This window comes from Streptomyces noursei ATCC 11455, assembly GCF_001704275.1.
GTDB lineage: Bacteria > Actinomycetota > Actinomycetes > Streptomycetales > Streptomycetaceae > Streptomyces > Streptomyces noursei.
This window is the reverse complement of sequence record NZ_CP011533.1, coordinates 7,375,814-7,398,475: the sequence shown is the minus strand read 5'-3', so window position 1 is coordinate 7,398,475 and position 22,662 is coordinate 7,375,814. Positions and strand designations below refer to the sequence as shown.

Genomic DNA, 22,662 nt, shown 5'->3' with positions numbered 1-22,662 from the left:
GGGAGATAGTGCCTTGTCGGTGTCGAGGAGCCTGTGCCGGGGAGCGGTCCGGCTACCGGGCGGGCGCGGCGGGGGTCAGGGCGACGACGTCGCCGATGACGATGACGGCCGGCGGGCGGACGCCCTCGGCCCGTACCGTCTCGCCGAGGGTGGCGAGGGTGGCGTCCACGCGGCGCTGGGCGGCGGTGGTGCCCTCCTGGACGACGGCGACCGGGGTGTCGGCGGGGCGGCCGCACTCTATGAGCTTGGCGGCGATGGCGCCGCTGTTCTCCACGCCCATCAGGACGACGAGGGTGCCGCGCAGCTTGGCGAGCGCCGCCCAGTCCACCAGGGAACGCGCGTCCTCCGGGGCGACATGGCCGCTGACCACGGTGAACTCGTGGGCGACGCCGCGGTGGGTGACGGGGATGCCGGCGGCGCCGGGGACGGAGATGGTGCTGGAGATGCCGGGGACGACGGTGCACGGGATGCCCGCGTCGGCGAGCGCCTGGGCCTCCTCCATGCCGCGGCCGAAGACGAACGGGTCGCCGCCCTTGAGGCGGACCACGGCCTTGCCGGCCTTGGCGTGCTCGATCAGGGCGTTGTTGATGGCCTCCTGGGCCATGAACCGACCGTAGGGGATCTTGGCGGCGTCGATGACCTCGACGTGCGGCGGGAGTTCGGCGAGCAGATCGCGCGGGCCGAGCCGGTCGGCGATGACCACGTCCGCCTCGGCCAGCAGCCGGCGGCCGCGGACGGTGATCAGGTCGGGGTCGCCGGGGCCGCCGCCGACCAGCGCCACACCGGGGGTGTGCGGGCGGCGGTGGTGCGGGGCGGCGATGCTGCCGTCGCGCAGGCCCTCGACGATGGCGTCGCGGACGGCGGCGGAGCGGCGCGGGTCGCGGCCGGTGAGGACGGCCACGGTGACGCCTTCGCTGCGGCCGGTGGCCGGCGTCCAGGCGGTGGCGGCCTCGGCGTCGTCGGAGCGGACGGCCCAGACGCGGCGCTCCTCGGCCTCCTGGGAGGCGGCGGCGTTGGCCTCGGGGTCGTCGGTGGAGATCAGCGCGTACCAGGCGCCGTCGAGGTCGCCGGCGCGGTAGCGGCGGCGCTCCCAGCGGAGTTCGCCGGCGTCGGCCATCGCCTCGACGGAGGGGGTGGCGGACGGGGAGACCAGCAGGACGTCGGCGCCCGCGGCGAGCAGCGCGGGGAGCCGGCGCTGGGCGACCTGGCCGGCGCCCAGGACGACCACACGGCGGCCGGACAGCCGCAGTCCGACGGGGTAGGCAGCGTGTTCGGCAGCAGGCTCGGCCATGGTGGGGTGGGCTCCTTGTGCGGTGGTGCGAATTCGACGACCGTTCAGTCGCTGCGACGCCGGAGCGGCTGAGGGGTGGTGCGGCCCTTCGGGGCGTGCCCGTGGGAGCTTACGGCCCCGGCCCACAGCCTAGGGCCTGTCGGCGCCCGCCCGCCGTCCGCCCGGAGGGCTGACAGGCGGGGGTGCGCCGACAGGTACTGGGGCTGCGGGCCGGGGGCACGCGGGGTGGCCTCGGCTCGGGTCGGCCCCGGTGTCAGCTCTTCTCGGTGACTCCGGCGGAGTCGAAGGTGGCGACCTCGTGCATGGCGCGGGCGGCGCTCTGCACGACGGGCAGGGCGAGCAGGGCGCCGGTGCCCTCGCCCAGCCGCAGGTCGAGGTCGACCAGCGGGCGCAGGCCCAGCTTGTTGAGGGCCGCGACGTGGCCGGGCTCGGCGCTGCGGTGGCCGGCGATGCAGGCGGCCAGCGCCTCGGGGGCGATGGCCCGGGCCACCAGGGCGGCGGCTCCGGCGCTGACGCCGTCGAGGATCACCGGCGTGCGCAGGGAGGCGCCGCCGAGGATCAGGCCGATCATGGCCGCGTGCTCCAGGCCGCCGAGGGCGGTGAGGACGCCGATCGGGTCGGCCGGGTCCGGCTGGTGGAACTCCAGGGCGCGGCGGACCACCTCGACCTTGCGGGCGTGCGTCTCGTCGTTGATGCCGGTGCCGCGGCCGGTGACCTCGGCCGGGTCGACGCCGGTGTAGACGGCGATCAGGGCGGCCGAGGCGGTGGTGTTGGCGATGCCCATCTCACCGGTCAGCAGCGCCTTGTTGCCGGCGGCGACGAGGTCCCGGGCGGTCTCGATGCCGACCTCGATGGCCTTGAGGGCCTCTTCCTGGGTCATCGCCGGGCCCTGGGTGAAGTCGGCGGTGCCGGGGCGGACCTTGCGGGGCAGCAGTCCGGGGGTGGCGGGCAGGTCGCCGGCCACGCCGACGTCGACCACGCAGACCTCGGCGCCGACCTGGTTGGCGAAGGCGTTGCAGACGGCGCCGCCGCCCAGGAAGTTGGCGACCATCTGGCCGGTGACCTCCTGGGGCCAGGGGGTCACGCCCTGGGCGTGCACACCGTGGTCGCCGGCGAAGATGGCGACCGCGGCCGGCTCCGGGATGGGCGGCGGGCACTTGCGGGACAGGCCGCTGAGCTGCGCGGAGATGATCTCCAGCATGCCGAGCGCGCCGGCCGGCTTGGTCATCCGCTTCTGCCGCTCCCACGCCTCGCCGAGCGCCTTGGCGTCCAGCGGGCGGATGCCGGCGAGGGTCTCCTGGAGGAGGTCGTGCGGGTCCTCGCCGGGCAGGGCGCGGCGGCCGTAGGTCTCCTCGTGGACGACCCAGGACAGCGGGCGGCGCTTGGACCAGCCGGCCTGGAGCAGTTCGGGCTCGTCCGGGAACTCGTCGACGTAGCCGACGCAGAGGTAGGCGACGATCTCGAGGTGGTCGGGCAGGCCCAGTTCGCGGACCATCTCCCGCTCGTCGAAGAAGCTGACCCAGCCGACGCCCAGGCCCTCGGCGCGGGCGGCGAGCCAGAGGTTCTCGACGGCGAGCGCGGAGGAGTACGGGGCCATCTGCGGCTGGGTGTGCCGGCCGAGGGTGTGGCGGCCGCCGCGGGTGGCGTCGGCGGTGACGACGATGTTCACCGGCGTCTCGAGGATGGCCTCGATCTTCAGCTCGCGGAACTGCTTGGCCCGGGCCTTGGGCAGCGACTTGGCGTAGGCGTCGCGCTGCCGCATGGCGAGCTCGTGCATCTTGCCGCGGGTCTCGTCGGACCGGATCACGACGAAGTCCCAGGGCTGGGAGTGGCCGACGCTGGGGGCGGTATGGGCCGCCTCCAGGACGCGCAGCAGGACCTCGTTGGGGATCGGGTCGGAGCGGAAGCCGTTGCGGATGTCGCGGCGTTCGCGGATGACGCGGTGGACGGCGGCGCGCTCGGAGTCGTCGTAGCCGGGCGCGGGGGCCGTGGCGGGCGCCGGCTCGGCGGCGGGGGCCTGGGCCGGGTGCGTGTCGTCGCCCTCGGCGTGTTCGACGAGCTGGGCGTCGTCCTGCTCGTGCGGGCGGGTTTCGGCGGCGACGGGGTCGGCTTCGGGGGCCTGCGCCGCCTGGTCGGCGGCGGGCTGCGGCGCGGCGTCGGCCGGCTCGGGGGTCGCCTGGGTGGCGTCCTGCGGGGCGGCGGCCGCCGCGGCGTGCCGGGGTGCCTGGCCGGCGGTCTCGTCGGTGGCCGGCGGGGCGGGGGCCTCGGCCGGCGGGGCGGGGTGCTCCGGGGCGGCGTCGGCGGCCGGCGCGGGCTGCGCGTCCTCGGGGGCGGGCTGCGGTGTCGCCGCCTCCGGGGCGGGCTGCCGGCCCGCGGCGTCCTCGGGGGCGGCGGGCTCCGGCTGTCCGGCGTCCTGTGGCTGCGCTTCGGCTGCCTCTATGACGGGCTGCCGGGGCGTCTGCTCCGGGGTCGGCGCGGCATCGGCTTCCTGGGGGGCGGGCGCGGCGTCCGCCGGGGCCTGCTCGGCCTCGGCGGGGGCCTGCTCGACCTCGACGGCGGGCTGCTCGGTCTCGGCCACGGTGCCGTCCTCGACGGGCTGCGGCACGGTGGCCTGGTCCTCGGCGGTGAGTTGTTCGGGCTGCGCGGCCGGGGCGGCGGCCTCGGCCGGGGCGGGCTCCGCGGCGGCCTCGGTCTGCGGCTGGTCCGCCGCCGGGGCCTGGACCGGGGCGTCGGCCGCCGGCTGCTCGGCGGGCTGCTCCGCCACGGGCTGTGCCGCGTCCTGCGGGGCCTGGGGCGCCTCGGCGGGGGCCGGCGCGGGCTGGGGCTCGGCGGCCGGCGACTGGGCGGCCTCCGGGGTCGCCACCGCGGCCTCCTGCGCCGCCGCCTGGGGCTGCTCGGGCGCGGCCTCCGGGGCGGCCTGGGCCGGGGCGGGCGGGTCGGCGACCGGCTGCGGGGCGGCGGCGACCGGCTCGGGGGCGGTCTGCTCCGGTGCGGTCTGCTCCGGTGCGGGCTGCTCGGGGGCGGGCTGCTGAGCGGCGGCGTCCGGGGGGGCGACGGGCTCGGCGGGGGCGTCCACGGCCGGCGGCTGCTCGGCAGCGGGCTCCGCCGCCGGGGCCTGGGTCTGGGTCTGGGCGGCGGGGTCGACCTCGGCCGGCTCCGCGACGACCGGGGCGGCGGCGCCGTCCTCGACGACCATCGGCGCGACCTCGGCGACCGCCGGCGCGGGCTGCTCCTGCGGCTGTGCGGCCGGTACCTGCTCGGCCGTCGGCTGCTCGGCGGTGGGCTGCTCGGTGGGCGTGCCCTCCTGGGCGGGCGGCTGTGCCTCGGGCGCGACCGCTTCGCCGCCGGCCGGGGCGACCGGGGCGGCCGTCGGCTCCGCGACGGGCACCGCGGCGACCGGGGTGGACGCCTCGACCCACGGCTGCACCTGGGCCGGCGCATGGGACGGGATCTCGCCCAGCTGCGGGCCGGGCAACGGGCCCTGGCCCGCGGCTCCGTAGGACTGCTCGGCGTACAACTGGCCTTCGTAGGGCTGCTGGCCGTACGGCGTCACCGGGGCGGCCGGCGGCTCCTGGTGGGCGGCGTCCACGGGGGCGGCCTGCTCGGGGAACGGCTGGACGGGCACGGCTTGCGCGGCGGCCGACCCGTCGTCAACCGGCTGCGGCTCGACGGCCTGCGCGGCGGTCTGCTCCTGGGCGGGCAGCGGTACGGGCTGGGGGGTCTCGGGCGGGACGTCGAGGTACTCGGGGCCGCCGGTCGGGCGGGCGGTCGGGCGGACGGCCTGCTGGGGCGCCTCGGCCGGCCCGCGGTCGGCCAGCGAACGGACCACGCCGCCGGTCGCGTCCGGAACCGGCGGGCCCATGTGGAGCGGGCGGCGGGGCGCGGCGGCGGTCTGCTCGCCGGCGTGCGCGCGGACCTGCTGCGGGACGGTGGGCTGCGGGGCGCGGACGGCGGTGAGGTCGACAGCGCCGGTGTCCCGGCCGCCGCTCTCGTGGTCGCCGGCGGCGGGGTCGAACGGCACGGCCTGCTGCGGCGGTACGGCCTGCGGCTGGGCGGGCTGCGGCAGCTGCTGGGCGCCCTGCTCGCTCCAGGCGCCCTGGGCACCGGGCATCAGCAGGTCGTCGTCCTCGACGACGCCGTCGGCCGGGCCGAGGTAGGGATAGTCGCCGGGGTGCTGGGTGGGTCCGGGGTCGGCAGGGGTGGGCACGGCCTGCGGCTGCCCGCGGTGTCCGCCTGCGTTCTCCGGCTGCCCCTGGCCCGGGACCTGGCCGGTGTCGGTCATGCGTACCCCTCGCCCACTGCTAGTGCTCCTTCCAACCGCTCGTGCGACGCGCCGACCGGTGCGCACCGACGCCCCGATAGCGAGAACGAGCGAGCACGCCTCCCGGCACGTCCGCACTCAAGTGCTTCATTTTCGTCCAAAACCACGGCAATTTCCGGATATTGGCGTACGAAGCCGAACGCGGAACGGCGGCGCAACGATCCGCCAGCCTACCGCGCGCGGGTGGCCTTCCTGGTCACGGGTGAGGAACGCGATAGCCGCTCAGCAAAAACACCACAGAGCGTTCACGTTCGACCCAGACGGAGGTGTCGAGTTCCACGGACTGCAGGAGGGCGCACTCGACTTCGTAGCCGCCGTCGGCGAGGGCGCGGCCGAGCGCCTCGGCCTCGTCGCGGGTGGCGGCGTGGGTGACGATCCGTTCGGGGCGACGGGTCGCGCAGGCGGCGACCACGGCCGCTCCCCCGGCGCCGACGCGCACCACGTCGGGCTCCGGGAGGTCCTCCAGGATCTGTGGCGCCAGGCCGTGCACGGCCTGGAGTTGGACGCCGTACCGACGGGCGAGGGCGGTGGCGCGGCCGCACGCGTCGGGGTCGGCGTCGACCGCGATGACCGCGGCGCCGAACCGCGCGGCCTCGACCGCCGCGGCCCCGCTGCCGGACCCGATGTCCCAGACCAGGTCGCCCACCCGCGGCCCGAGGCGGGCGAGTTGGGCGGTGCGCAGCTGGACGGCCTCACCCTCGCCGAGCCCTCCGCCGTAGACGCGGTCCGGAAGTCCCCAGCCGCGCGGGCCGGCGGGGTGGCCCGCGGCGGTGCCGGGGGTCCCGGCGATCCAGCCGGTGCCCTGGGCGGCGGCGCCGGACGGCGAACCGCCGACGACGATGACGACGTTGGGGTCGCGCCAGACGTGGTCGGCGACCTTGTCGGATGTGAGGACCGTCACCCGTTCCCGTTCGGTGCCCAGGTCCTCGCAGATGACGAAGGTGCGGTGCACGCCTTCCAGGAGGAGGGCGAGTTCGGCGGGTCCGGCGCCGGGTGAGGTGAGCACCGCGACCTTGGGGTGGGCGCGGCAGACGTTGACCGCGCGGCGCAGGTCGCGGCTGTGGGCGACGACGATCTGGGCGTCGTCCCAGGGCATGCCGGCGCGGGCGAAGGCGGCGGCGACCGAGGAGACGGCCGGTACGACCTCGACCTCCAGGCCGTATTCGGGGTCGCGCAGGGTGCGGACCACGCCGAAGAAGCCGGGGTCGCCGTCGGCGAGGACGACGGCGGTGCCGCGGTGCTGGGCGATGCGGCGGGCGGCGAGGGTGGTGCTGCCGAGCCGGATCCGTTCGGCGGCCGGCGGGACTTCGGGCAGCGCGAGGTGGTGGGCGGCACCGGCGACGAGGGTCGCGGCGGCGAGGGCGGAGCGGCCGGCGGCGGTCAGCGGAGAGCCGTCCCATCCGATCACCGTGACCCGGTCGGCCATGCTCGTCAGTCTCCTGGGGCTGGTGGGAATTCCTGGGGTGGTTGACGGGTGCGGTGGCCGCCGTCCGGGGGTGCTGCGGGGTGCCGGTCCGCGCTGGTCGGGGCGGGCCCGGCCGCCGTCCGGCAGGCCGAGGGTACCCCGGCGACCGGGGTGGGAGGTGCCGCGTGGTCAGTTCCACTCGGGGTAGGCGAAGCCGTTGGCGTCGACCGTCCGGGCCGGCGGCCCGTCGAGGTCTTCGGGGAGCAGGCTCCAGACGATCTGATCCGTGCGGACGTCGGTCCAGCCGCCGTCGTCGGCACGGGTGCGGGCTATGCAGGCGTTGCGCAGCACGCCCTCGCTGATGCAGCCGATCTTCTGGGCGACCTGTTGGGAGGCGGTGTTGCCGGCGGCGGTGCGCAGTTCCAGGCGCTCGAACTTCTGGTCCTCGAAGAGCCAGCGGGCGGTGGCGAGGGCCGCCTCGGAGGCGTATCCCTCGCCGCGGGCCCAGGAGGCGACGATGTAGGAGATCTCGGTGGAGCGGACCCGCCAGTTGGTGTGGCCGAGCTGGACGATGCCGACCAGGCGCTGGGTGAGGAACTCGGTGACCGCGAGGTCGAGGCCGCGGCCCGCGATGCGTTCGGTGGGTGCGTACTCGGTGACCCAGGTGCGGGCGGCGTCCTCGGTGTACGGCTGGGGCACCGCGGTCCAGGCGGCGACCAGTTCGTCGTTCATCATCGCGGCCAGGGCGGGGATGTCGTCCTCGTCGAGCGCGCGCAGCACCAACCGGTCCGTGCTGAGGGAGATGTCCGGAAAGGTGGATGTCATGCCGATGCTCCAACGCCGTTGACTGGGGTGCCCCGGGATGTCGCGGGCCGTGTGCACCGCGCGGCCGGGGCCGTCCTGACCGTCTTGAATGCACCAGCATGCAGCATGGGCCCGCGGGCGTGCCACGCGCCCGGGGCCCGTGACCGCACCCGCCCACCCCTGTGGAAGGGGTGGGCGGGTGCGGAGAGGACGGGAGGCACGGTGGGGCGGCCGCGTGGAGCGGGGGCGCGCCCCGCCTCCCGGTAACGGGGGCGTCAGCCCTTGACGGGACCGAAGGCCGGGATGACCGAGCCGTCCTTGTACTTGTCCTCGATGAACTTCTTGACCTCGTCGGAGTTGAGGAGCTTGGCGAGCTTCTTGATCCGCGGGTCGTTCTCGTTGCCCTGCTTGACGGCGAGGAAGTTGGCGTAGGGGTTGCCCTGCGCCTTCTCCAGGGCCAGCGCGTCGCTGGAGGGCTTGAGGTTGGCGCCGACCGCGAAGTTGCCGTTGATGACGGCGGCGTCGACGTCGGCGAGGCGCGGCGCGGTCTGGGCGGCCTCCAGCTCGGTGATCTTGACGCCCTTGTTGTCCTTGACGTCGGTCAGCGTGGCGTCGGAGCCGACGCCGGGCTTGAGGGTGATCACACCGTTGTCGGCGAGCAGCTTGAGCGCGCGGCCCTCGTTGGACGGGTCGTTGGGCACCGAGACGGTGGAGCCGGCCTTGAGGTCGGAGAGCTTGTGGATCTTCTTGGAGTAGATGCCCAGCGGCTCGATCTCGACGTTCACGACCGGGACGATGTGGGTGCCGTTCTCCTTGTTGAAGGTGTCCAGGAACGGCTTGTGCTGGAAGAAGTTGGCGTCGACCTGGCCGTCGTCGGTGACCTTGTTCGGCAGCTTGTAGTCGTTGAAGGGCTTGACGACCAGCTTCAGGCCCACCTGGGGCGCCAGCTTCTCCTTGACGTAGTCGAGGATCGTCGCGTGCGGCGTGGGGCTGGCGGCGATGACCAGCGGGGCGTTCTTGTCGCCCTTGTCGCCGCTCGCGCTGACGTCGGAGGGGGCGCTGCAGGCGCTCGCGCCGAGGGCGACGGCGGAGGCGGCGGCTATGGCCACGGTGATCTTGATGGTGTTACGCACGAAGAGTGCCTCTTTCTTGTGCACACGGGGATCCGTGTGGGCTGCGCCCGGCAAAGGGTCCGGGCTTTGGGGGTGCGGGTGACGCGGGTGGTGCGTGGGGTCAGGCGGCCTCGGTGACCGGGGTCGGCTCCTCGGTGCGGACCCGGCGCAGGCCGACCCGCAGGGCGGAGGAGCGGGTGCCGCGGGCGGCGAGCCGGCGGACGATCAGGTCGCCGAGCAGCTGGACGACGGTGACGATGAGGATCAGCTCGACGACGGTGATGATCATGAGCCTGGTGTCGTACCGCAGGTAGCCGTAGTTGTAGGCCAGGGCGCCGAGCCCGCCGCCGCCGACCGCGCCGGCGATCGCCGAGTAGCCGATCAGCGTGATGACGGTGGTGGTGATGGCGGCGACCAGGGCCGGCAGCGCCTGCGGGAGCAGCACCTTGAAGATGACGGTCCAGGTGCCGCCGCCCATCGCCTGGGCCGCCTCGACCAGTCCGTGGTCGACCTCGCGCAGCGCGGCCTCCACGAGGCGGGCGAAGAACGGGATGGCGGCGATGGTGAGCGTGACCACGGCACCGGTCGGGCCGATGGCGGTGCCGACCAGGAAGCGGGTGAAGGGCATCAGCACGACGATGAGGATCAGGAACGGGAAGGACCGCCCGATGTTCGCGATCGCGCCGAGGACCTTGTTCACCACGACGTTCTGGAGCATGGCGCCGCGGTCGGTCAGGTGCAGCAGGACGCCGACGGGGATGCCGATGAGGACCGAGTAGACCGTGGACCACCACAGCATGAAGAGGGTGTCGAGGGTGGCGTCGGACAGCAGCGGCTGCATGTCGTTCCAGCTCACTTGGCATCTTCCTTCTGGAGCGGGGTGGTCTCCGGGGCGGCGTCGGCAGCGGCGCCGTCGACGACGTCGACCTGCAGGCCCTGCTCGCGCAGGTAGCCGATGGGCACGACGTTGTCCTCGAAGCGGCCGGGCAGCTCGATGCGCATCCGGCCGACCTGCTTGCCGCCGATGGTGTCCATGGCGGCGCCGAGGATGGAGATGTCGACGTTGTAGGTGCGGGCCAGCTCGGAGATCACCGGGCGGGTGGCGGCCGCGCCGTGGAAGGTGACGTCGACGACGGTGCGGTCCTCGGCGGAGGGCTCGCCGCCGACCGGGAACAGCTCGCGGGCCAGCTCGGAGCCCGGGGTGGCGAGGAGCTCGGCGACGGTGCCCTGCTCGACGACCCGGCCGCCCTTCATCAGCGCGGCGGAGTCGCAGATGGTCTTGACGACGTCCATCTCGTGCGTGATGAGGACGACGGTGAGGCCGAGCTGCTGGTTGAGGTCGCGCAGCAGCGTCAGGATGGAGCGGGTGGTCTCCGGGTCGAGGGCGCTGGTGGCCTCGTCGGAGAGCAGCACCTTGGGGTCGCCGGCCAGGGCGCGGGCGATGCCGACGCGCTGCTTCTGGCCGCCGGAGAGCTGGGCGGGGTAGGCGTTGGCCTTGTCGGCGAGGCCGACCAGGTCCAGGAGTTCCAGCGCCTTGGCGGCGCGGTCGCGGCGGCCGACCTTGAGGATCTCCAGGGGCAGTTCGACGTTGTCCTGGACGGTGCGCGAGGACAGCAGGTTGAAGTGCTGGAAGACCATGCCGATGTGGCTGCGCGCGGCGCGCAGCGCGGCGTTGGCGCGCTGCCCCCGTCCGCCGAGGGCGGTGAGGTCCTGGCCGGCCACGGTGACCGTGCCGGAGGTGGGGCGTTCCAGGAGGTTGAGGCAGCGGATGAGGGTGGATTTGCCGGCGCCGCTCTGGCCGATGACGCCGTACACCTCGCCCTCTCGGACGTGCAGATCGACGCCGTCCAGGGCGGTGACCTCACGGCCTCCCGATCGGTAGACCTTGGTCAGGCCCGTTGTGGTGATCACAGGGGAATTCCGTCACTGTCGAGTGCTCGGCGGCTGGCCCGCCGGGCACGGGGCATTCTTGCGAGTGCGGCAGGGGGAAACGGGGAGCGGCGGTGGGCGCGGGGCCCGGCTCCCGGTTCCGGTGACGCGGGGCGGCCGATGGCGCCGGGGTGCGACGTTCGGCTCATGGCGGGAGGTCTCGCTTCGGGGCGCGAGGCTCGGACGGGGGCCCTCAGCGGTCACACATTCGACACATGCGACGAGCACCGGGCGCGGGAAGCGCCTCGGTCGCAGGGGTGCGGCTGCTCGTCGTGGTCATGGCGGTCAGTAAACCAGACAGCGGTGTGGCCCGATCAAGCCTGTCCGTATAGCGGACGGCGGCGACCGGAGCCTGGACCGGGCCCCGCCCGCCCCGGATGATCTCGGCCGGTCCGCGCGTGGCCTGCGCGGATGCTGCCGGCGGGGCGGCGGCACGGCGACCGGTCGGCCGGTGCGGTGCGGGACGGGCTGTGGCCAACGCCACGGCCGCCGGGACGGCGCCCGTCCCGGCGAGCGCCGCGTCGGGCCGCGGCGGGGCCGGACGCGGTGCCCGACCCGGCGCCGATTAGCATCGGGCGCATGCCCCACAACCCCACGGCGCGCGGCCGCCTCGCCCGGAGGCCGCGGTGATCGACGCGCTGACGCTCGCGGTCGGCGTGACCGCTCTCGCGCTGGCCGCCTGGTGCGGCCTCGCCGCGTACCGCAACGAACCCACCAAGGACTGGCACTTCATCGGCATGGCCGTGGTGTCCGTGCTGTGCGTCGTCCAACTGGTCATCGCCATCGTGCAGTTGGCGCGCGGGCAGCAGCCGGACAAGGGCACCGCGCTCTTCCTGGCGTATCTGCTGGGGGCGGCCGCGTGCGTCCCGGCGACCGGGTTCATGTCGCTCTCCGAGCGCACCCGGTGGGGTTCGGCCACCGTCGCCGCGGGCTCCGTGGTGCTGGCCGTCCTGGAAGTACGGCTCTTCGACATCTGGGGAGGCGGCAGTGCCTGAGACTGCGCCGAAGACCACGGCGGCCGGTGCCGCGGACGGGACCACCGGCCGGGATCCGGTCACGAAGCTGGGCGCGGGCCCGGGGCGACTGCTGGTCACCCTCTACGGCGTCTTCACCGTCGCCGCCGCGTCCCGCTCGATCTACCAGCTGATCGCCCAGTTCGACCGCGCCCCGCTGGCGTACCTGCTGTCGGCGGTCTCCGCACTGGTCTACGGCTTCATCACGTTCTCGCTGGTGCGGGGCGGCGAGGGGGCCCGGCGGGCGGCGGTGGCCTGCTGCGCGCTGGAGCTGATCGGGGTGGTCGGCATCGGCACCTGGACGCTGGTGGACCCGGCGGCGTTCGCGGACTCCACGGTCTGGTCGTACTTCGGCATGGACTATCTCTTCATCCCGGTCGCGCTGCCGGTCACCGGGCTGATGTGGCTGCGCCGGGCCCGTACGGCGACGGCGTAGCGCACGGTCGGACGTCCGGGCCCGCCGTGGACGCGGGCCCGGTCCCTGGTCACGGCGCGGCGCTCGGCTCCTTCTCCAGGGTGACCAGGCTCAGCCGGCGGGTCAGCTGCTCGGTGCCGACCGGCGCGTAGCCGTGGTTGCGGTAGAGCCGGAGGTTGCCCTCGCTGCGGTGGCCGGTGAAGAGGCGGTAGCGCTTGGCGGAGCGCTCCTCGGCCAGCCGCCGCTCGACGGCCGCCAGCAGCCGGCCGCCGAGGCCGTGCCGCTGGAGCCGGGGGTGCACGATCAGCTTGCCGATCCTCGCGGTGCCGTCGGCGTCCACGGTGCCGCGCACCGACCCCACGACCTCCCGGCCGAGTCTGGCCACCATGACGCAGCCCTCGGCGAGTTCGGCGCGCAGGGAGTCCAGCGTCTGGGTCAGCGGCTCGATGCCGTAGTCGTCGTAGAGCGCGGCCTCGGCCTGGTAACAGAGGTACTGGAGTTTGAGGATCTGCTCGCCGTCGTCGTCGGTCGCCGTCGAGATGGTCACGCTCGTGCCCATGCGCGTCTGCCTCCCCTTCGTGGGTTCGCTGTCCGCTTCCGGACTCCCCGGCATTCGGCGGTGGCAATCTCCGCCGCGGGCATTCTGCGCAGGCATTCGGGACAAGCGGAACGGACCGGCGCCAAGCTCCCCTGTGACATTCCCAACTCAGATGAGTACGCGGGCGGATGGGGGCCGGACGCCGGTCCGGGAGCGGCCTAGTGCCGGCGGAACTCCTCGGCGGCCAGCAGCGCGGTGTCCGGGTTGTCGGAGAAGAGCCCGTCGATGCCGGTGGCGAAGAGCGCCTTGAAGTACGCGAGCGAGTTGCCGTAGTCGCCCGGGTTCTTGCCGACCCTGAAGTCCAGCGGCAGGAAGTTGTTCTCGTTCCGCACGGTGTACGGGTGGAGGACCAGGCCCGCGGCGTGCGCGTCACGGACGAGGGTGGTGGGCTTGCCGAGCTTGCCCTGTTCGTCCTGCGCGATGATCTGCGGCAGCCAGGGGCCGATGCCCTGGGCGAAGCCGGAGATCCACTTGAGCCCCTCGGGCGTGAGGAGGTCGGCGGTGGTGCGCGGGTCGCCGGACTCGACGAAGTCCCAGGGCTTGACGGACGGCTCGTCGAGCAGGACGACCTTGGGGCACTTCACGCCGAGTCGGCCGAGCCGCTGGATGCTGCTGGGCTCGAAGGACTGCACGAAGTTCGGGGCGTGCGCGGTGTGCCGGCCGTAGCGGCGCAGCAGCTTGGCGAGCGGCTCCTCGATGCCCAGGCCCAGCTTGCGGAAGTAGGTGGGGTGCTTGGTCTCGGGGTAGACCCAGACGGGGCGGCCGCGGCGGCGTCCCTCGCGCTCGGCCCACTGGAGGACCTCTTCGAAGGTGGGTATCTGCCAGTGGCCGTTGTACAGGGTGTTGTGCTGGCGGACGTCGGGGATGCGCTCCTTGGCGCGCAGGGTCTTCAGCTCGGCGAGCGTGAAGTCCTCGGTGAACCAGCCGGTGAGCTTCTTGCCGTCCACGGTCTTGGTGGTCCTGCGACCGGCGAACTCGCGGTGGTCGGCGACGTCGGTGGTGGCGGAGATGTCGTTCTCGTGCCGGCAGACCAGGTGCCCGTCCTTGGTGGGGACGAGGTCACCGGCCTCGATGACGTCCGCGCCCATGTCGAGGGCCAGTTGGTAGGAGCCGAAGGTGTGCTCGGGGCGGTAGCCGCTGGCGCCCCGGTGGCCGACGACCAGCGGGACCGGCAGCTTGTCGGGCCGTCCGGCGGGCGCCGGCCGGGCCGCCGGGCCCGCCGCCCGCTCCGCCGGGCCGGCGGCCTGGGCCTGTCCCGCGCCGGCCAGTACCGCCGCCCCCGCGCCCAGGGCGGCGGCTCCCAGTACCGTCCGCCGCCCCGGCTCGTGCCGCTTCTCCATGCCCGTGCTCCTCGTTCTGCGTCGTGCCCCGACCGGCCCGGTGACGTTCCGGGCGTTCCAGGGCGTTCCGGTGTATCAAGGTGTCCCGCGAGCTGTATACGCACCTCTCACGGAAGCGCCTTGATCGTAAGCACGGACGGGTGATGCCGGGGAGACGTGCGGGGGTACCGCGCGGAACATGGACGTGACGCACGTCAACTCTGCGTATCGGCCCCGTGAACCCGATGTGCGCGCGGGAGTGACCCGCGAGTATGGTCCTGGGCTGCAGAGCGCTGCGCCGCCCTGATCCTGTCCAGCCACGACCCGGAGGGCCCGTTGTCCCGCATTGTGCTGAAGGCGATCCTCGGACTGATGATGCGCGTCCTGTTCCGCCCGAAGGTCGAGGGCATCGAGCGGATTCCGGGGACCGGCCCGGTGATCATGGCCGGAAACCACGTCACGTTCATCGACTCGATCTTCCTCAGCCTCGTGGTCAAGCGCCCGGTGTTCTTCATCGGCAAGGACGAGTACGTCACCGGCAAGGGGATCAAGGGCCGGCTGATGGCCTGGTTCTTCACCACCGCCGGGATGGTCCCGGTGGACCGCGACGGCGGACACGGCGGGGTGGCGGCGCTGATGACCGGGCGGCGGATCCTGGAGGAGGGCCACGCCTTCGGCATCTACCCGGAAGGCACCCGCTCCCCCGACGGGCGCCTGTACCGCGGCCGGACCGGCGTCGCCCGACTCGCGCTGATGACCGGCGCCCCGGTCGTCCCGTTCGCCATGATCGGCACGGACAAGGTGCAGCCCGGCGGCAAGGGCCGTCCGCACATCGCCCCGGTGACCGTGCGGTTCGGCGAGCCGCTGGACTTCTCGCGCTACGAGGGCATGGACCGGGACCGCTATGTGCTGCGGGCGGTCACCGACGAGGTGATGAGCGACGTCATGGAGCTGTCCGGCCAGGAGTACGTCGACGTCTACGCCACCAAGGCCCGCGCCGCCGCCTGACCCGTCCCCCGCGCCACCAGGGGCCCCGTCCGTATCCCGGACGGGGCCCCTCGCACGTGCGCCGCTACCGGGCGGTCAGCAGGGCACCCGGAAGCCGCCGGGCGCGCGCTGCCCCTCGGCGTCGCCGGTCAGCGCGGCGCGCAGGGCCACCTCCGGGCGCGGGACGTGGTTGGCGTCGGCCCGCAGGAGCTGCTGCTGGTGCTCGGCGACGGAGCCGACGTGGGCACCGGGGCGATGGGCGTTCCTGGCCGTGACGCGGTTCGGTTCGGACGGGGACAGCCTCCGCCGGGCGCGGACGTAGGAGACGAAGCTCTCGAAGTCCCGGGTGTGCCGGACGGGTTCGGTGAAGCCGGTGAAGGCGCTGAACCCGTCCTGGTTGATGAGGGTGTAGGAGGGGGCGGCGAGGCGGTAGCGGCGGGCGGGGTCCAGCGGCTCGCCGTCGACGAGGACGTCGGCGGGGTCGATCCGGTGGCCGGGCCGGCCGGTGGCGTCGAAGGTGTAGCGGACGTTGCCGGAGACGGCCAGCGGGGAGAAGGACATCCCGCCGCCGGGGGTGGGGGCCCACTGCTGTTCCAGGGCGTCGTGGATCTGTCGGCCGGTGACCGTGACGGTCATGATCGGGTCGCCGAAGCCGACCGCGTTCCACGCCTGCCCGAAGGTGACCACCCCGTCCGACGCCTCGTCACGTACCAGGTCGCCGGCGATGATCGCGGCGCCGACCCGCGGGGCCAGCGCGATGACGGCGAGTTCGGCGGGGACGTTGCGGTGCCCTCCGCGGTCGTCCATCGGGCCGTGCGGTCGGCCGCCCGCCCACAGTGCCCAGTCGGCGACAAGGTTGCCCATGGTGGACTCCCCCATCGCGTTGCGCCGCCGCGTGAACGAGGCGGTCTGGGTGCCGATACGGGTGCGGGCGCGCCGGGCGCCGTAACCGGCCCAGTAGTCGGCGATCGACTTCAGCTCCGGATCCGGCGTCACATCACGGGTGTTGGGGTGGTTGACGGAGGTGGTCAGCTCCCGGATCACCCTGCCGGAGACCGGGTCCAGCCGCAGGTTGATCTCGTTGATGATCTGGCCGTAGCAGCCGGCCTCGACGAACGGGCGGGGCACGCCCTTGGGGTCGGGCAGCATCATGGTGAAGGCGCAGTGCCAGTGGCCGGTGACGATGGCGTCGATGGCGGGCGAGACCCGCAGCGCCAGTTCGTAGGCCGGGCCGGAGGGGTTGCTGCCGCTTTCGAAGTTGCCGCCGGCGACCGCGCCGTCGTGCATGCTGAGGACGATCGCGTTGACGCCCCGGCTCTTGAGGGCCGCCGCGCAGCGGTTGGCGGTCTCCAGTTCGTCCAGGGTGCGCAGTTGGGGCTGGTAGGAGCCGGGGAAGGACTCTGTGCCGATGGCGGTCAGGTGGATGAAGCCGATGGGCAGCCGGCGGCCGCGGCCGGCGTCCACGTGCACGATGTTGTACGGCGGCAGCACCCGCTCGCCGGTGTCGTGCCAGACCATGTTGGCGCTGTAGTAGGGGAAGTTCGCGCCGCGGAAGCGGTGGCCGGTGGAGTCGGTGAAGGAGACGTCGCGGCCGACGACCGGGAAGGGCCGGCCACGCTCCATGTGCTCCCGCAGGAAGACCGTCGACTTGTCGAACTCGTGGTTGCCGGCCGAGGCGAAGTCCATCTGCAGGGCGTTGAGGGCCTCGATGGTGGGCTCGTCGGCGAAGGAGGCGGCGTCGAACTCCCAGCCGGAGAAGAGGTCGCCGGGGGCGAAGAAGATGGAGTTCCGCCGTCCGGCGCGCAGCCGCTCCAGGTGGGCGGCCATGTAGGCGACGCCGCCGACGGTGTGGCGCTTGCCGCCGGTGCCGGTGATGACGGAGTTGGCGCCCGGGGCGCCCTGTAGATAGCCGTGCAGATCGGTGATGTTGAGCAGCTGGACGTCGACGTACTCGTCGGCCGTGGCGGCGTCGCGGGCGTGGCCGGTGGCGTAGGCGTTGCTGCCGATCGCGCTGGCGGTGGCCATCGCCCCCGCGGCGGTTACGAAGGACCGTCGTCCGATGTCGCGCACTGCGTCACTCTCCTGAGCGGGTCCGACCGTTGGGGGGACGACGCGAGAGTCAAACGAGCCGTGCGGGACAACCGGTCACCAGGACGCGTACCGGGCGTGAACGGCAGGGGACAGTCGCCCCCGGGGGCGTGTCCTGTGGATCATGTCCGGTGCGCGCGGTCACGATCCACGGGACACGCCTGTGCGGGGGCAGGCGGCGGGGTGGTGTCCCTCGTTCGCCCGCCGGGTGGGGCCCTTACGGGTGCCCGGCCGGGCCACCGGCGGTGGAGCCGGAGCCGGCCACCGGAGCGGTCTCGGCCTCCGGCGCGGGCTGCGGCTCCGCGCTGTCGGCCAGGGTCTGGCCGCGGAGCAGGAACCACGCGGCCACCGCGGCGCCCAGCAGCACCACCGCGCCCAGTCCGGCCGCGGTGTCCACGCCGTTGACGAAGGAGTCCTGGGCGGCCTTCAGCAGGGCGGCGCCCTGCTCGGCGGGGAGGTGGGCGGCGGCGTCCACGGCGCCGCCGAGCGAGGAGCGGGCGGCCTCGGCGGCGTGTTCGGGCACGCCGGCGGGGACGCTGAAGCCCTGGTACATGCTGGTGACGATGGAGCCCAGCAGGGCGATGCCGAGCGCGGCGCCCAGCTCGTAGGCGGTCTCGGAGACCGCGGAGGCGGAACCGGCCTCCTCCTTGGGCACGCTGGAGAGGATGACGTCGGCGGTGACGGTGAAGGCGAAGCCGGCGCCGACGCCCACGACGAAGAGGATGACGCACAGCGCGAGGGTGCCGGTGTCGGCGTGCAGGGCCATGCAGCCGGCGAGCGAGAGGCCGACCACCGCGAGGCCACCGGCCACCACCAGGCGCACCGACAGCCGGCGGGCGACCCAGCCGGCGGCCAGGCCGGCACCCACCGCGCCGACCGCGGCCGGGAGTTCGACCAGCCCGGCGTTGAACGGCGAGCGCATCTGCACCATCTGGAGGAACTGGGAGAGGAAGAAGACCAGACCGGACAGTCCGAGGATGGTCAGCAGGTCGGCCAGCACCGCGCCGGAGAAGCCCCGGTGCTGGAAGAGCCGCATGTTCAGCAGCGGCGAGGCGAGGGTGTGCTGGCGGCGGACGAACAGCAGCAGGGCGAGCACGCCGACGACGGCGGCCGGCCCGATGTCCCAGCGGAAGCCGTGCACCGCCGCTTCCTTGATGGCGTAGACGACGCCGACGATGCCCACCAGCGACAGTACGACGCTGGGGACGTCCCACGGACCGGGGTCGGGGTTGCGGGACTCGGGGATCACCTTGGCGCCGACGACGACCAGCAGCGCCATCACCGGGAGGTTGATCAGGAAGACCGAGCCCCACCAGAAGTGGCCCAGCAGGAAGCCGCCGAGGACCGGCCCGACCGCCGTGCCGGCCGAAGCCATGGCGCCCCAGATGCCGATCGCCAGGCTGCGTTCCTTGGGGTCGTGGAAGAGGTTGCGGATCAGGGCGAGGGTGGAGGGCATCAGCGTCGCCCCCGCCACGCCCTGGAGGCCGCGCGCGATGATCATCATCGACGGGCTGGTGGCGTAGGCGGCGAGCACCGACAGCGCGCCGAACGCCACCGAGCCGATGAGCAACAGCTTCTTCCGGCCGATCCGGTCGCCGAGGCTGCCCATGGAGACCAGCAGTCCGGCGATGACGAACGAGTAGATGTCGCCGATCCACAGCAGCTGGGTGCCGGACGGCTTCAGGTCCTCGCTCAGGAACGGGGTGGCGAGGCCGAGCACGGTGGCGTCGACGCCGACCAGCAGGACCGCCAGGACCAGGACCGAGAGGGCGAGCCAACGGCCCGGCCGGGGCTGGTCGTCCACATGGGCTGAACCAGCCCGCCCTTCGGCTGTGGGATCGCTCATTTCTCCATGCTCCGTCGGATGCCGCCGAGCAGCAGCTCGGCGATCGAGTGGTCGAGGTCGTTCCGCGCGACGCGGCCTTCGTGCACCGCCCAGGCGCCGGCGCCGAGGAGGCCGTAGAACGCCTCGGTCAGCCAGATCGCGCTGAGGTCGACCCGGAAGGTGCCCTCCTCCTGGCCGCGACGGAACAGTGCGGTGAGCCGGGCGTCGAGCTGGGCCCAGCCGGCGTTGACCGGCTCGGCCTCGAAGAGCTGGTTCTCGGTGAAGAGGAAGGCCAGCACGCCGGCGACCGGCTCGGCCTCGTGGACCAGTCGGCGCAGCGCGCCGGCGGCGTCCCCCTCGTCGAGCCGGGCGGCGTCGATGGCCCGGGCGAACCGCTCGATCCCGTGCTCCTCCAGGGCGCGGATCAGCGCGTCGCGGCCCGCGAAGTGCCGGTGCAGGGTCGCCCGGCTGATGCCCGCGGCGCGGGCGATCTCGTCCATCGACGTCGTCGCGCGCCGGGTGAGCAGGGCGGCGGCTTCGGTGAGTACGTGTTCTCTGTCCACGGGCATGAGACAGAGGATACCCGGATGAGACATTCATGTCTCATCCAATTCTGCGCCGTCGCATGCGAGCGCCCTCCGGGGCACCGCACCGGGGCCGGGCACCGCGGGAAACGCGAGGGCGGCCCCACCTGATCAGGTGGGGCCGCCCTCGTCGGCCGGCGCCGGCCGCGCCGGCCGCGCCGTCACTTCTTCGCCGCGGCCCACTCCTGCTGCCGCACCAGGTCCGCCCGCACCTCGGCGAGCTGCACCGCCACCGCCGACGGCGCGGTGCCGCCCCGGCCGTCGCGCGCCGCGAGCGCACCGGGGACGTTGAGGACGCCCCGGACCTCGGGCGTCAGGTGCGGCGAGATCTTGGCGAACTGCTCGTCGGTCAGCTCGTCCAGCTCGATGCCCTGCGCCTCGCACTCCTTGACGCACTCGCCGGCCACCTCGTGCGCCACCCGGAACGGTACGCCCTGCTTGACCAGCCACTCGGCGACATCGGTGGCGAGCGAGAAGCCGGCGGGCGCCAGTTCCTCCATCCGCGCGCGGTTGACGGTCAGCGTGGCCATCATCCCGGTGAACGCCGGAAGCAGCACTTCCAGTTGGTCGCAGGAGTCGAAGACCGGCTCCTTGTCCTCCTGGAGGTCGCGGTTGTAGGCGAGCGGCAGGGCCTTGAGCGTCGCCAGCAGCCCCGTGAGGTTGCCGATCAGACGCCCCGACTTGCCCCGCGCCAGCTCCGCGATGTCCGGGTTCTTCTTCTGCGGCATGATCGACGAGCCGGTGGAGAAGGCGTCGTGCAGCGTGACGAAGGAGAACTCCTTCGTGTTCCAGATGATGACCTCCTCCGCGATCCGGGAGAGGTTGACCCCGATCATCGCGGTGATGAAGGCGAACTCCGCGACGAAGTCCCGGGAGGCCGTGCCGTCGATGGAGTTCCCCGCCGAGCCCCGCTCGAAGCCGAGGTCCGCGGCGACCGCCTCCGGGTCGAGGCCCAGGCTGCTGCCGGCCAGCGCGCCGGAGCCGTACGGCGAGACCGCGGTCCGCTCGTCCCACTGCCGCAGCCGCTCGGCGTCCCGGGACAGCGACTGCACATGGGCGAGCACATGGTGGGCGAAGAGCACCGGCTGGGCGTGCTGGAGGTGGGTGCGGCCGGGCATCGCGACGTCCGGGTGCGCCTCGGCGAGGCCGATCAGCGCCTCCTGGAGGTCGGCCAGCAGCCCCCCGACGATCCGGGCGTGGTCCCGCAGATACATCCGGAAGAGCGTGGCGACCTGGTCGTTGCGGGACCGGCCGGCCCGCAGCTTGCCGCCGAGGTCCGGGCCGAGCCGCTCCAGCAGCCCGCGCTCCAGGGCGGTGTGCACGTCCTCGTCGGCGATGGTGCCGGTGAACGAGCCGTCGGCGACGTCCCGTTCGAGCCGGTCCAACCCCTCGATCATGCGGGCCAGTTCGTCGGCGGTGAGCAGTCCGGCCTTGTGCAGCACACGGGCGTGCGCGCGGGAGCCGGCGATGTCGTACGGGGCCAGCCGCCAGTCGAAGTGGACGGAGGCGGAGAGTTTGGCGAGCGCCTCGGCCGGTCCGTCGGCGAAGCGACCGCCCCAGAGCCGGACGTCGCCGTTGTTGCTGCTCACTTGCTGTGCTCCTCGTCGGTGGTGGATTCACGGCGGGCGCCGGACGGACTGACGGTCAGCCCGTTCGGCGCTCGAACGGCGGGCGGGTCGGCCCCGTGCGCCGGGTCCCGGAAGGGTCAGCCTGCCAGGTCGCGCTGCGCGGCAATCTTGCTCGACATGCCGAAGAGCTCGATGAAGCCCTTGGAGAGCGACTGGTCGAACGTGTCGCCGGTGTCGTAGGTGGCGAGGTCGAAGTCGTACAGCGACTGCTCGGAGCGCCGGCCGGTGACCACCGCGCGACCACCGTGCAGGGTCATCCGGATGTCGCCGGAGACCGCCGCGTTGGCCTCGTCGAGGAAGCCGTCCAGGGCCCGCTTGAGCGGCGAGAACCACAGGCCGTCGTAGACCAGCTCGCCCCAGCGCTGCTCGACCTGCCGCTTGTAGCGGGCCAGTTCGCGCTCGACGGTGACGTTCTCCAGCTCCTGGTGCGCGGTGATCAGCGCGATCGCACCCGGGGCCTCGTACACCTCGCGGGACTTGATGCCGACGAGGCGGTCCTCGACCATGTCGATCCGGCCGATGCCCTGGGCGCCGGCCCGCGCGTTGAGCTCCTGGATGGCCTGGAGGACAGTGACCGGCCTGCCGTCGAGGGCGACCGGCGCGCCTTCCTTGAAGGTGATCAGGACCTCGTCGGCCTCACGCGGGGTGGCCGGGTTCTCGGTGTACTCGTAGAGGTCCTCGATCGGCGCGTTCCAGATGTCCTCCAGGAAGCCGGTCTCCACGGCCCGCCCGAAGACGTTCTGGTCGATGGAGTACGGCGACTTCTTGGTGGTGGCGATCGGCAGTTCGGCCTTCTCGGCGAAGGCGATCGCCTTGTCCCGGGTCATCGCGTAGTCGCGGACCGGGACGATGCACTTCAGGCCGGGAGCGAGCGAGGAGATGCCCGCCTCGAACCGGACCTGGTCGTTCCCCTTGCCGGTGCAACCGTGGGCGACCGTGGTCGCGCCGTGCTTCTCGGCGGCGGCGACCAGGTGCTTGACGATGGCCGGCCGGGAGAGCGCGGAGACCAGCGGGTAGCGGTCCATGTAGAGGGCGTTGGCCTTGATCGCCGGGAGGCAGTACCCCTCGGCGAATTCGTCCCTGGCGTCGGCGACCTCGGCTTCCACCGCACCGCAGGCGAGCGCGCGCTTGCGGATGACGTCCAGGTCCTCGCCGCCCTGGCCGACGTCCACGGCAACGGCGATGACCTCCGCGCCCGTCTCCTCGGCTATCCAGCCGATGCAGACGGAGGTGTCCAGGCCGCCCGAGTAGGCGAGTACGACACGCTCGGTCATGGGTTTCTCCTTACGAGGCATTCACTGCTAGGCATAAGTATGCACTCCACTGCATGCTTCGTCAATGGA

17 protein-coding genes are annotated in these 22,662 nt (G+C 73.4%); 3 read left to right on the top strand and 14 right to left on the bottom strand.

From position 1 onward, the window contains the following. Positions 1-52: 52 nt before the first annotated feature. From cobA to SNOUR_RS31370, 7 genes are all read right to left on the bottom strand, one after another. Positions 53-1,291, bottom strand: a complete 1,239-nt coding sequence (gene cobA, locus SNOUR_RS31400) for a uroporphyrinogen-III C-methyltransferase (RefSeq protein WP_067353741.1) — start codon at positions 1,289-1,291, stop codon at positions 53-55. 253 nt (positions 1,292-1,544) lie between these two features. Continuing rightward, positions 1,545-5,573: a nicotinate-nucleotide--dimethylbenzimidazole phosphoribosyltransferase gene (cobT, locus tag SNOUR_RS31395; RefSeq protein ID WP_067353738.1), complete on the bottom strand. Its 4,029-nt coding sequence runs from the start codon at positions 5,571-5,573 to the stop codon at positions 1,545-1,547. A 235-nt stretch (positions 5,574-5,808) separates the two neighbouring features. Continuing rightward, a complete protein-coding gene (gene cbiE / locus SNOUR_RS31390) occupies positions 5,809-7,038 on the bottom strand; it encodes a precorrin-6y C5,15-methyltransferase (decarboxylating) subunit CbiE (RefSeq protein ID WP_067353736.1) in 1,230 nt (409 codons plus the stop codon). A gap of 168 nt (positions 7,039-7,206) precedes the next feature. Further along, positions 7,207-7,842, bottom strand: a complete 636-nt coding sequence (locus SNOUR_RS31385; RefSeq protein ID WP_067353734.1) for a GNAT family N-acetyltransferase — start codon at positions 7,840-7,842, stop codon at positions 7,207-7,209. Between the two features lie 254 nt (positions 7,843-8,096). Beyond that, positions 8,097-8,954: a MetQ/NlpA family ABC transporter substrate-binding protein gene (locus SNOUR_RS31380; RefSeq protein WP_067358950.1), complete on the bottom strand. Its 858-nt coding sequence runs from the start codon at positions 8,952-8,954 to the stop codon at positions 8,097-8,099. Positions 8,955-9,054: 100 nt separating this feature from the next. Further along, a complete protein-coding gene (locus SNOUR_RS31375; RefSeq protein ID WP_067353731.1) occupies positions 9,055-9,789 on the bottom strand; it encodes a methionine ABC transporter permease in 735 nt (244 codons plus the stop codon). Then, positions 9,786-10,844 (bottom strand): methionine ABC transporter ATP-binding protein, encoded by a 1,059-nt coding sequence (locus SNOUR_RS31370; protein ID WP_067353729.1) that lies wholly within the window; start codon positions 10,842-10,844, stop codon positions 9,786-9,788. Before SNOUR_RS31370 ends, SNOUR_RS31375 begins: the two co-directional genes overlap by 4 nt. 644 nt (positions 10,845-11,488) lie before the next feature. On the opposite strand from SNOUR_RS31370, the gene SNOUR_RS31365 reads away from it, so the two are divergent. Then, a complete protein-coding gene (locus tag SNOUR_RS31365) occupies positions 11,489-11,857 on the top strand; it encodes a hypothetical protein (protein WP_067353726.1) in 369 nt (122 codons plus the stop codon). After that, positions 11,850-12,311, top strand: coding sequence for a hypothetical protein (locus SNOUR_RS31360; protein ID WP_174717918.1), 462 nt, complete (start codon positions 11,850-11,852; stop codon positions 12,309-12,311). The genes SNOUR_RS31365 and SNOUR_RS31360 overlap by 8 nt, the downstream gene beginning before the upstream one ends. Positions 12,312-12,360: 49 nt before the next feature. Here the strand turns inward: SNOUR_RS31360 and SNOUR_RS31355 are convergent, their stop codons facing one another. After that, positions 12,361-12,849 (bottom strand): GNAT family N-acetyltransferase, encoded by a 489-nt coding sequence (locus tag SNOUR_RS31355; RefSeq protein WP_067353723.1) that lies wholly within the window; start codon positions 12,847-12,849, stop codon positions 12,361-12,363. Positions 12,850-13,046: 197 nt separating this feature from the next. Continuing rightward, on the bottom strand, positions 13,047-14,228 hold the full coding sequence (locus tag SNOUR_RS31350) for a glycerophosphodiester phosphodiesterase (protein ID WP_067353721.1): 1,182 nt from the start codon (positions 14,226-14,228) through the stop codon (positions 13,047-13,049). 315 nt (positions 14,229-14,543) lie between these two features. On the opposite strand from SNOUR_RS31350, the gene SNOUR_RS31345 reads away from it, so the two are divergent. After that, positions 14,544-15,215, top strand: a complete 672-nt coding sequence (locus tag SNOUR_RS31345; RefSeq protein ID WP_067353718.1) for a lysophospholipid acyltransferase family protein — start codon at positions 14,544-14,546, stop codon at positions 15,213-15,215. A 75-nt stretch (positions 15,216-15,290) separates the two neighbouring features. Here the strand turns inward: SNOUR_RS31345 and SNOUR_RS31340 are convergent, their stop codons facing one another. From SNOUR_RS31340 to SNOUR_RS31320, 5 genes are all read right to left on the bottom strand, one after another. Beyond that, positions 15,291-17,264: a bifunctional metallophosphatase/5'-nucleotidase gene (locus tag SNOUR_RS31340; RefSeq protein ID WP_067353716.1), complete on the bottom strand. Its 1,974-nt coding sequence runs from the start codon at positions 17,262-17,264 to the stop codon at positions 15,291-15,293. Between the two features lie 235 nt (positions 17,265-17,499). Then, a complete protein-coding gene (locus SNOUR_RS31335) occupies positions 17,500-19,128 on the bottom strand; it encodes an MFS transporter (RefSeq protein ID WP_067353714.1) in 1,629 nt (542 codons plus the stop codon). Continuing rightward, complete coding sequence (locus SNOUR_RS31330; RefSeq protein WP_067353711.1) at positions 19,125-19,676, bottom strand: TetR/AcrR family transcriptional regulator; 552 nt, start codon at positions 19,674-19,676, stop codon at positions 19,125-19,127. Before SNOUR_RS31330 ends, SNOUR_RS31335 begins: the two co-directional genes overlap by 4 nt. A 176-nt stretch (positions 19,677-19,852) precedes the next feature. Then, positions 19,853-21,280 (bottom strand): argininosuccinate lyase, encoded by a 1,428-nt coding sequence (argH, locus tag SNOUR_RS31325; RefSeq protein ID WP_039637949.1) that lies wholly within the window; start codon positions 21,278-21,280, stop codon positions 19,853-19,855. Between the two features lie 116 nt (positions 21,281-21,396). Continuing rightward, positions 21,397-22,593, bottom strand: a complete 1,197-nt coding sequence (locus SNOUR_RS31320; protein ID WP_067353709.1) for an argininosuccinate synthase — start codon at positions 22,591-22,593, stop codon at positions 21,397-21,399. Positions 22,594-22,662 lie beyond the last annotated feature (69 nt).

Coding starts and splice junctions, on each gene's coding strand:
- SNOUR_RS31385 (WP_067353734.1), bottom strand. CDS start 7,842: ATGACATCCACCTTTCCGGACATCTCCCTCAGCACGGACCGGTTGGTG.
- cobT (WP_067353738.1), bottom strand. CDS start 5,573: ATGACCGACACCGGCCAGGTCCCGGGCCAGGGGCAGCCGGAGAACGCA.
- SNOUR_RS31335 (WP_067353714.1), bottom strand. CDS start 19,128: ATGAGCGATCCCACAGCCGAAGGGCGGGCTGGTTCAGCCCATGTGGAC.
- SNOUR_RS31320 (WP_067353709.1), bottom strand. CDS start 22,593: ATGACCGAGCGTGTCGTACTCGCCTACTCGGGCGGCCTGGACACCTCC.
- SNOUR_RS31330 (WP_067353711.1), bottom strand. CDS start 19,676: ATGCCCGTGGACAGAGAACACGTACTCACCGAAGCCGCCGCCCTGCTC.
- SNOUR_RS31355 (WP_067353723.1), bottom strand. CDS start 12,849: ATGGGCACGAGCGTGACCATCTCGACGGCGACCGACGACGACGGCGAG.
- cobA (WP_067353741.1), bottom strand. CDS start 1,291: ATGGCCGAGCCTGCTGCCGAACACGCTGCCTACCCCGTCGGACTGCGG.
- SNOUR_RS31350 (WP_067353721.1), bottom strand. CDS start 14,228: ATGGAGAAGCGGCACGAGCCGGGGCGGCGGACGGTACTGGGAGCCGCC.
- cbiE (WP_067353736.1), bottom strand. CDS start 7,038: ATGGCCGACCGGGTCACGGTGATCGGATGGGACGGCTCTCCGCTGACC.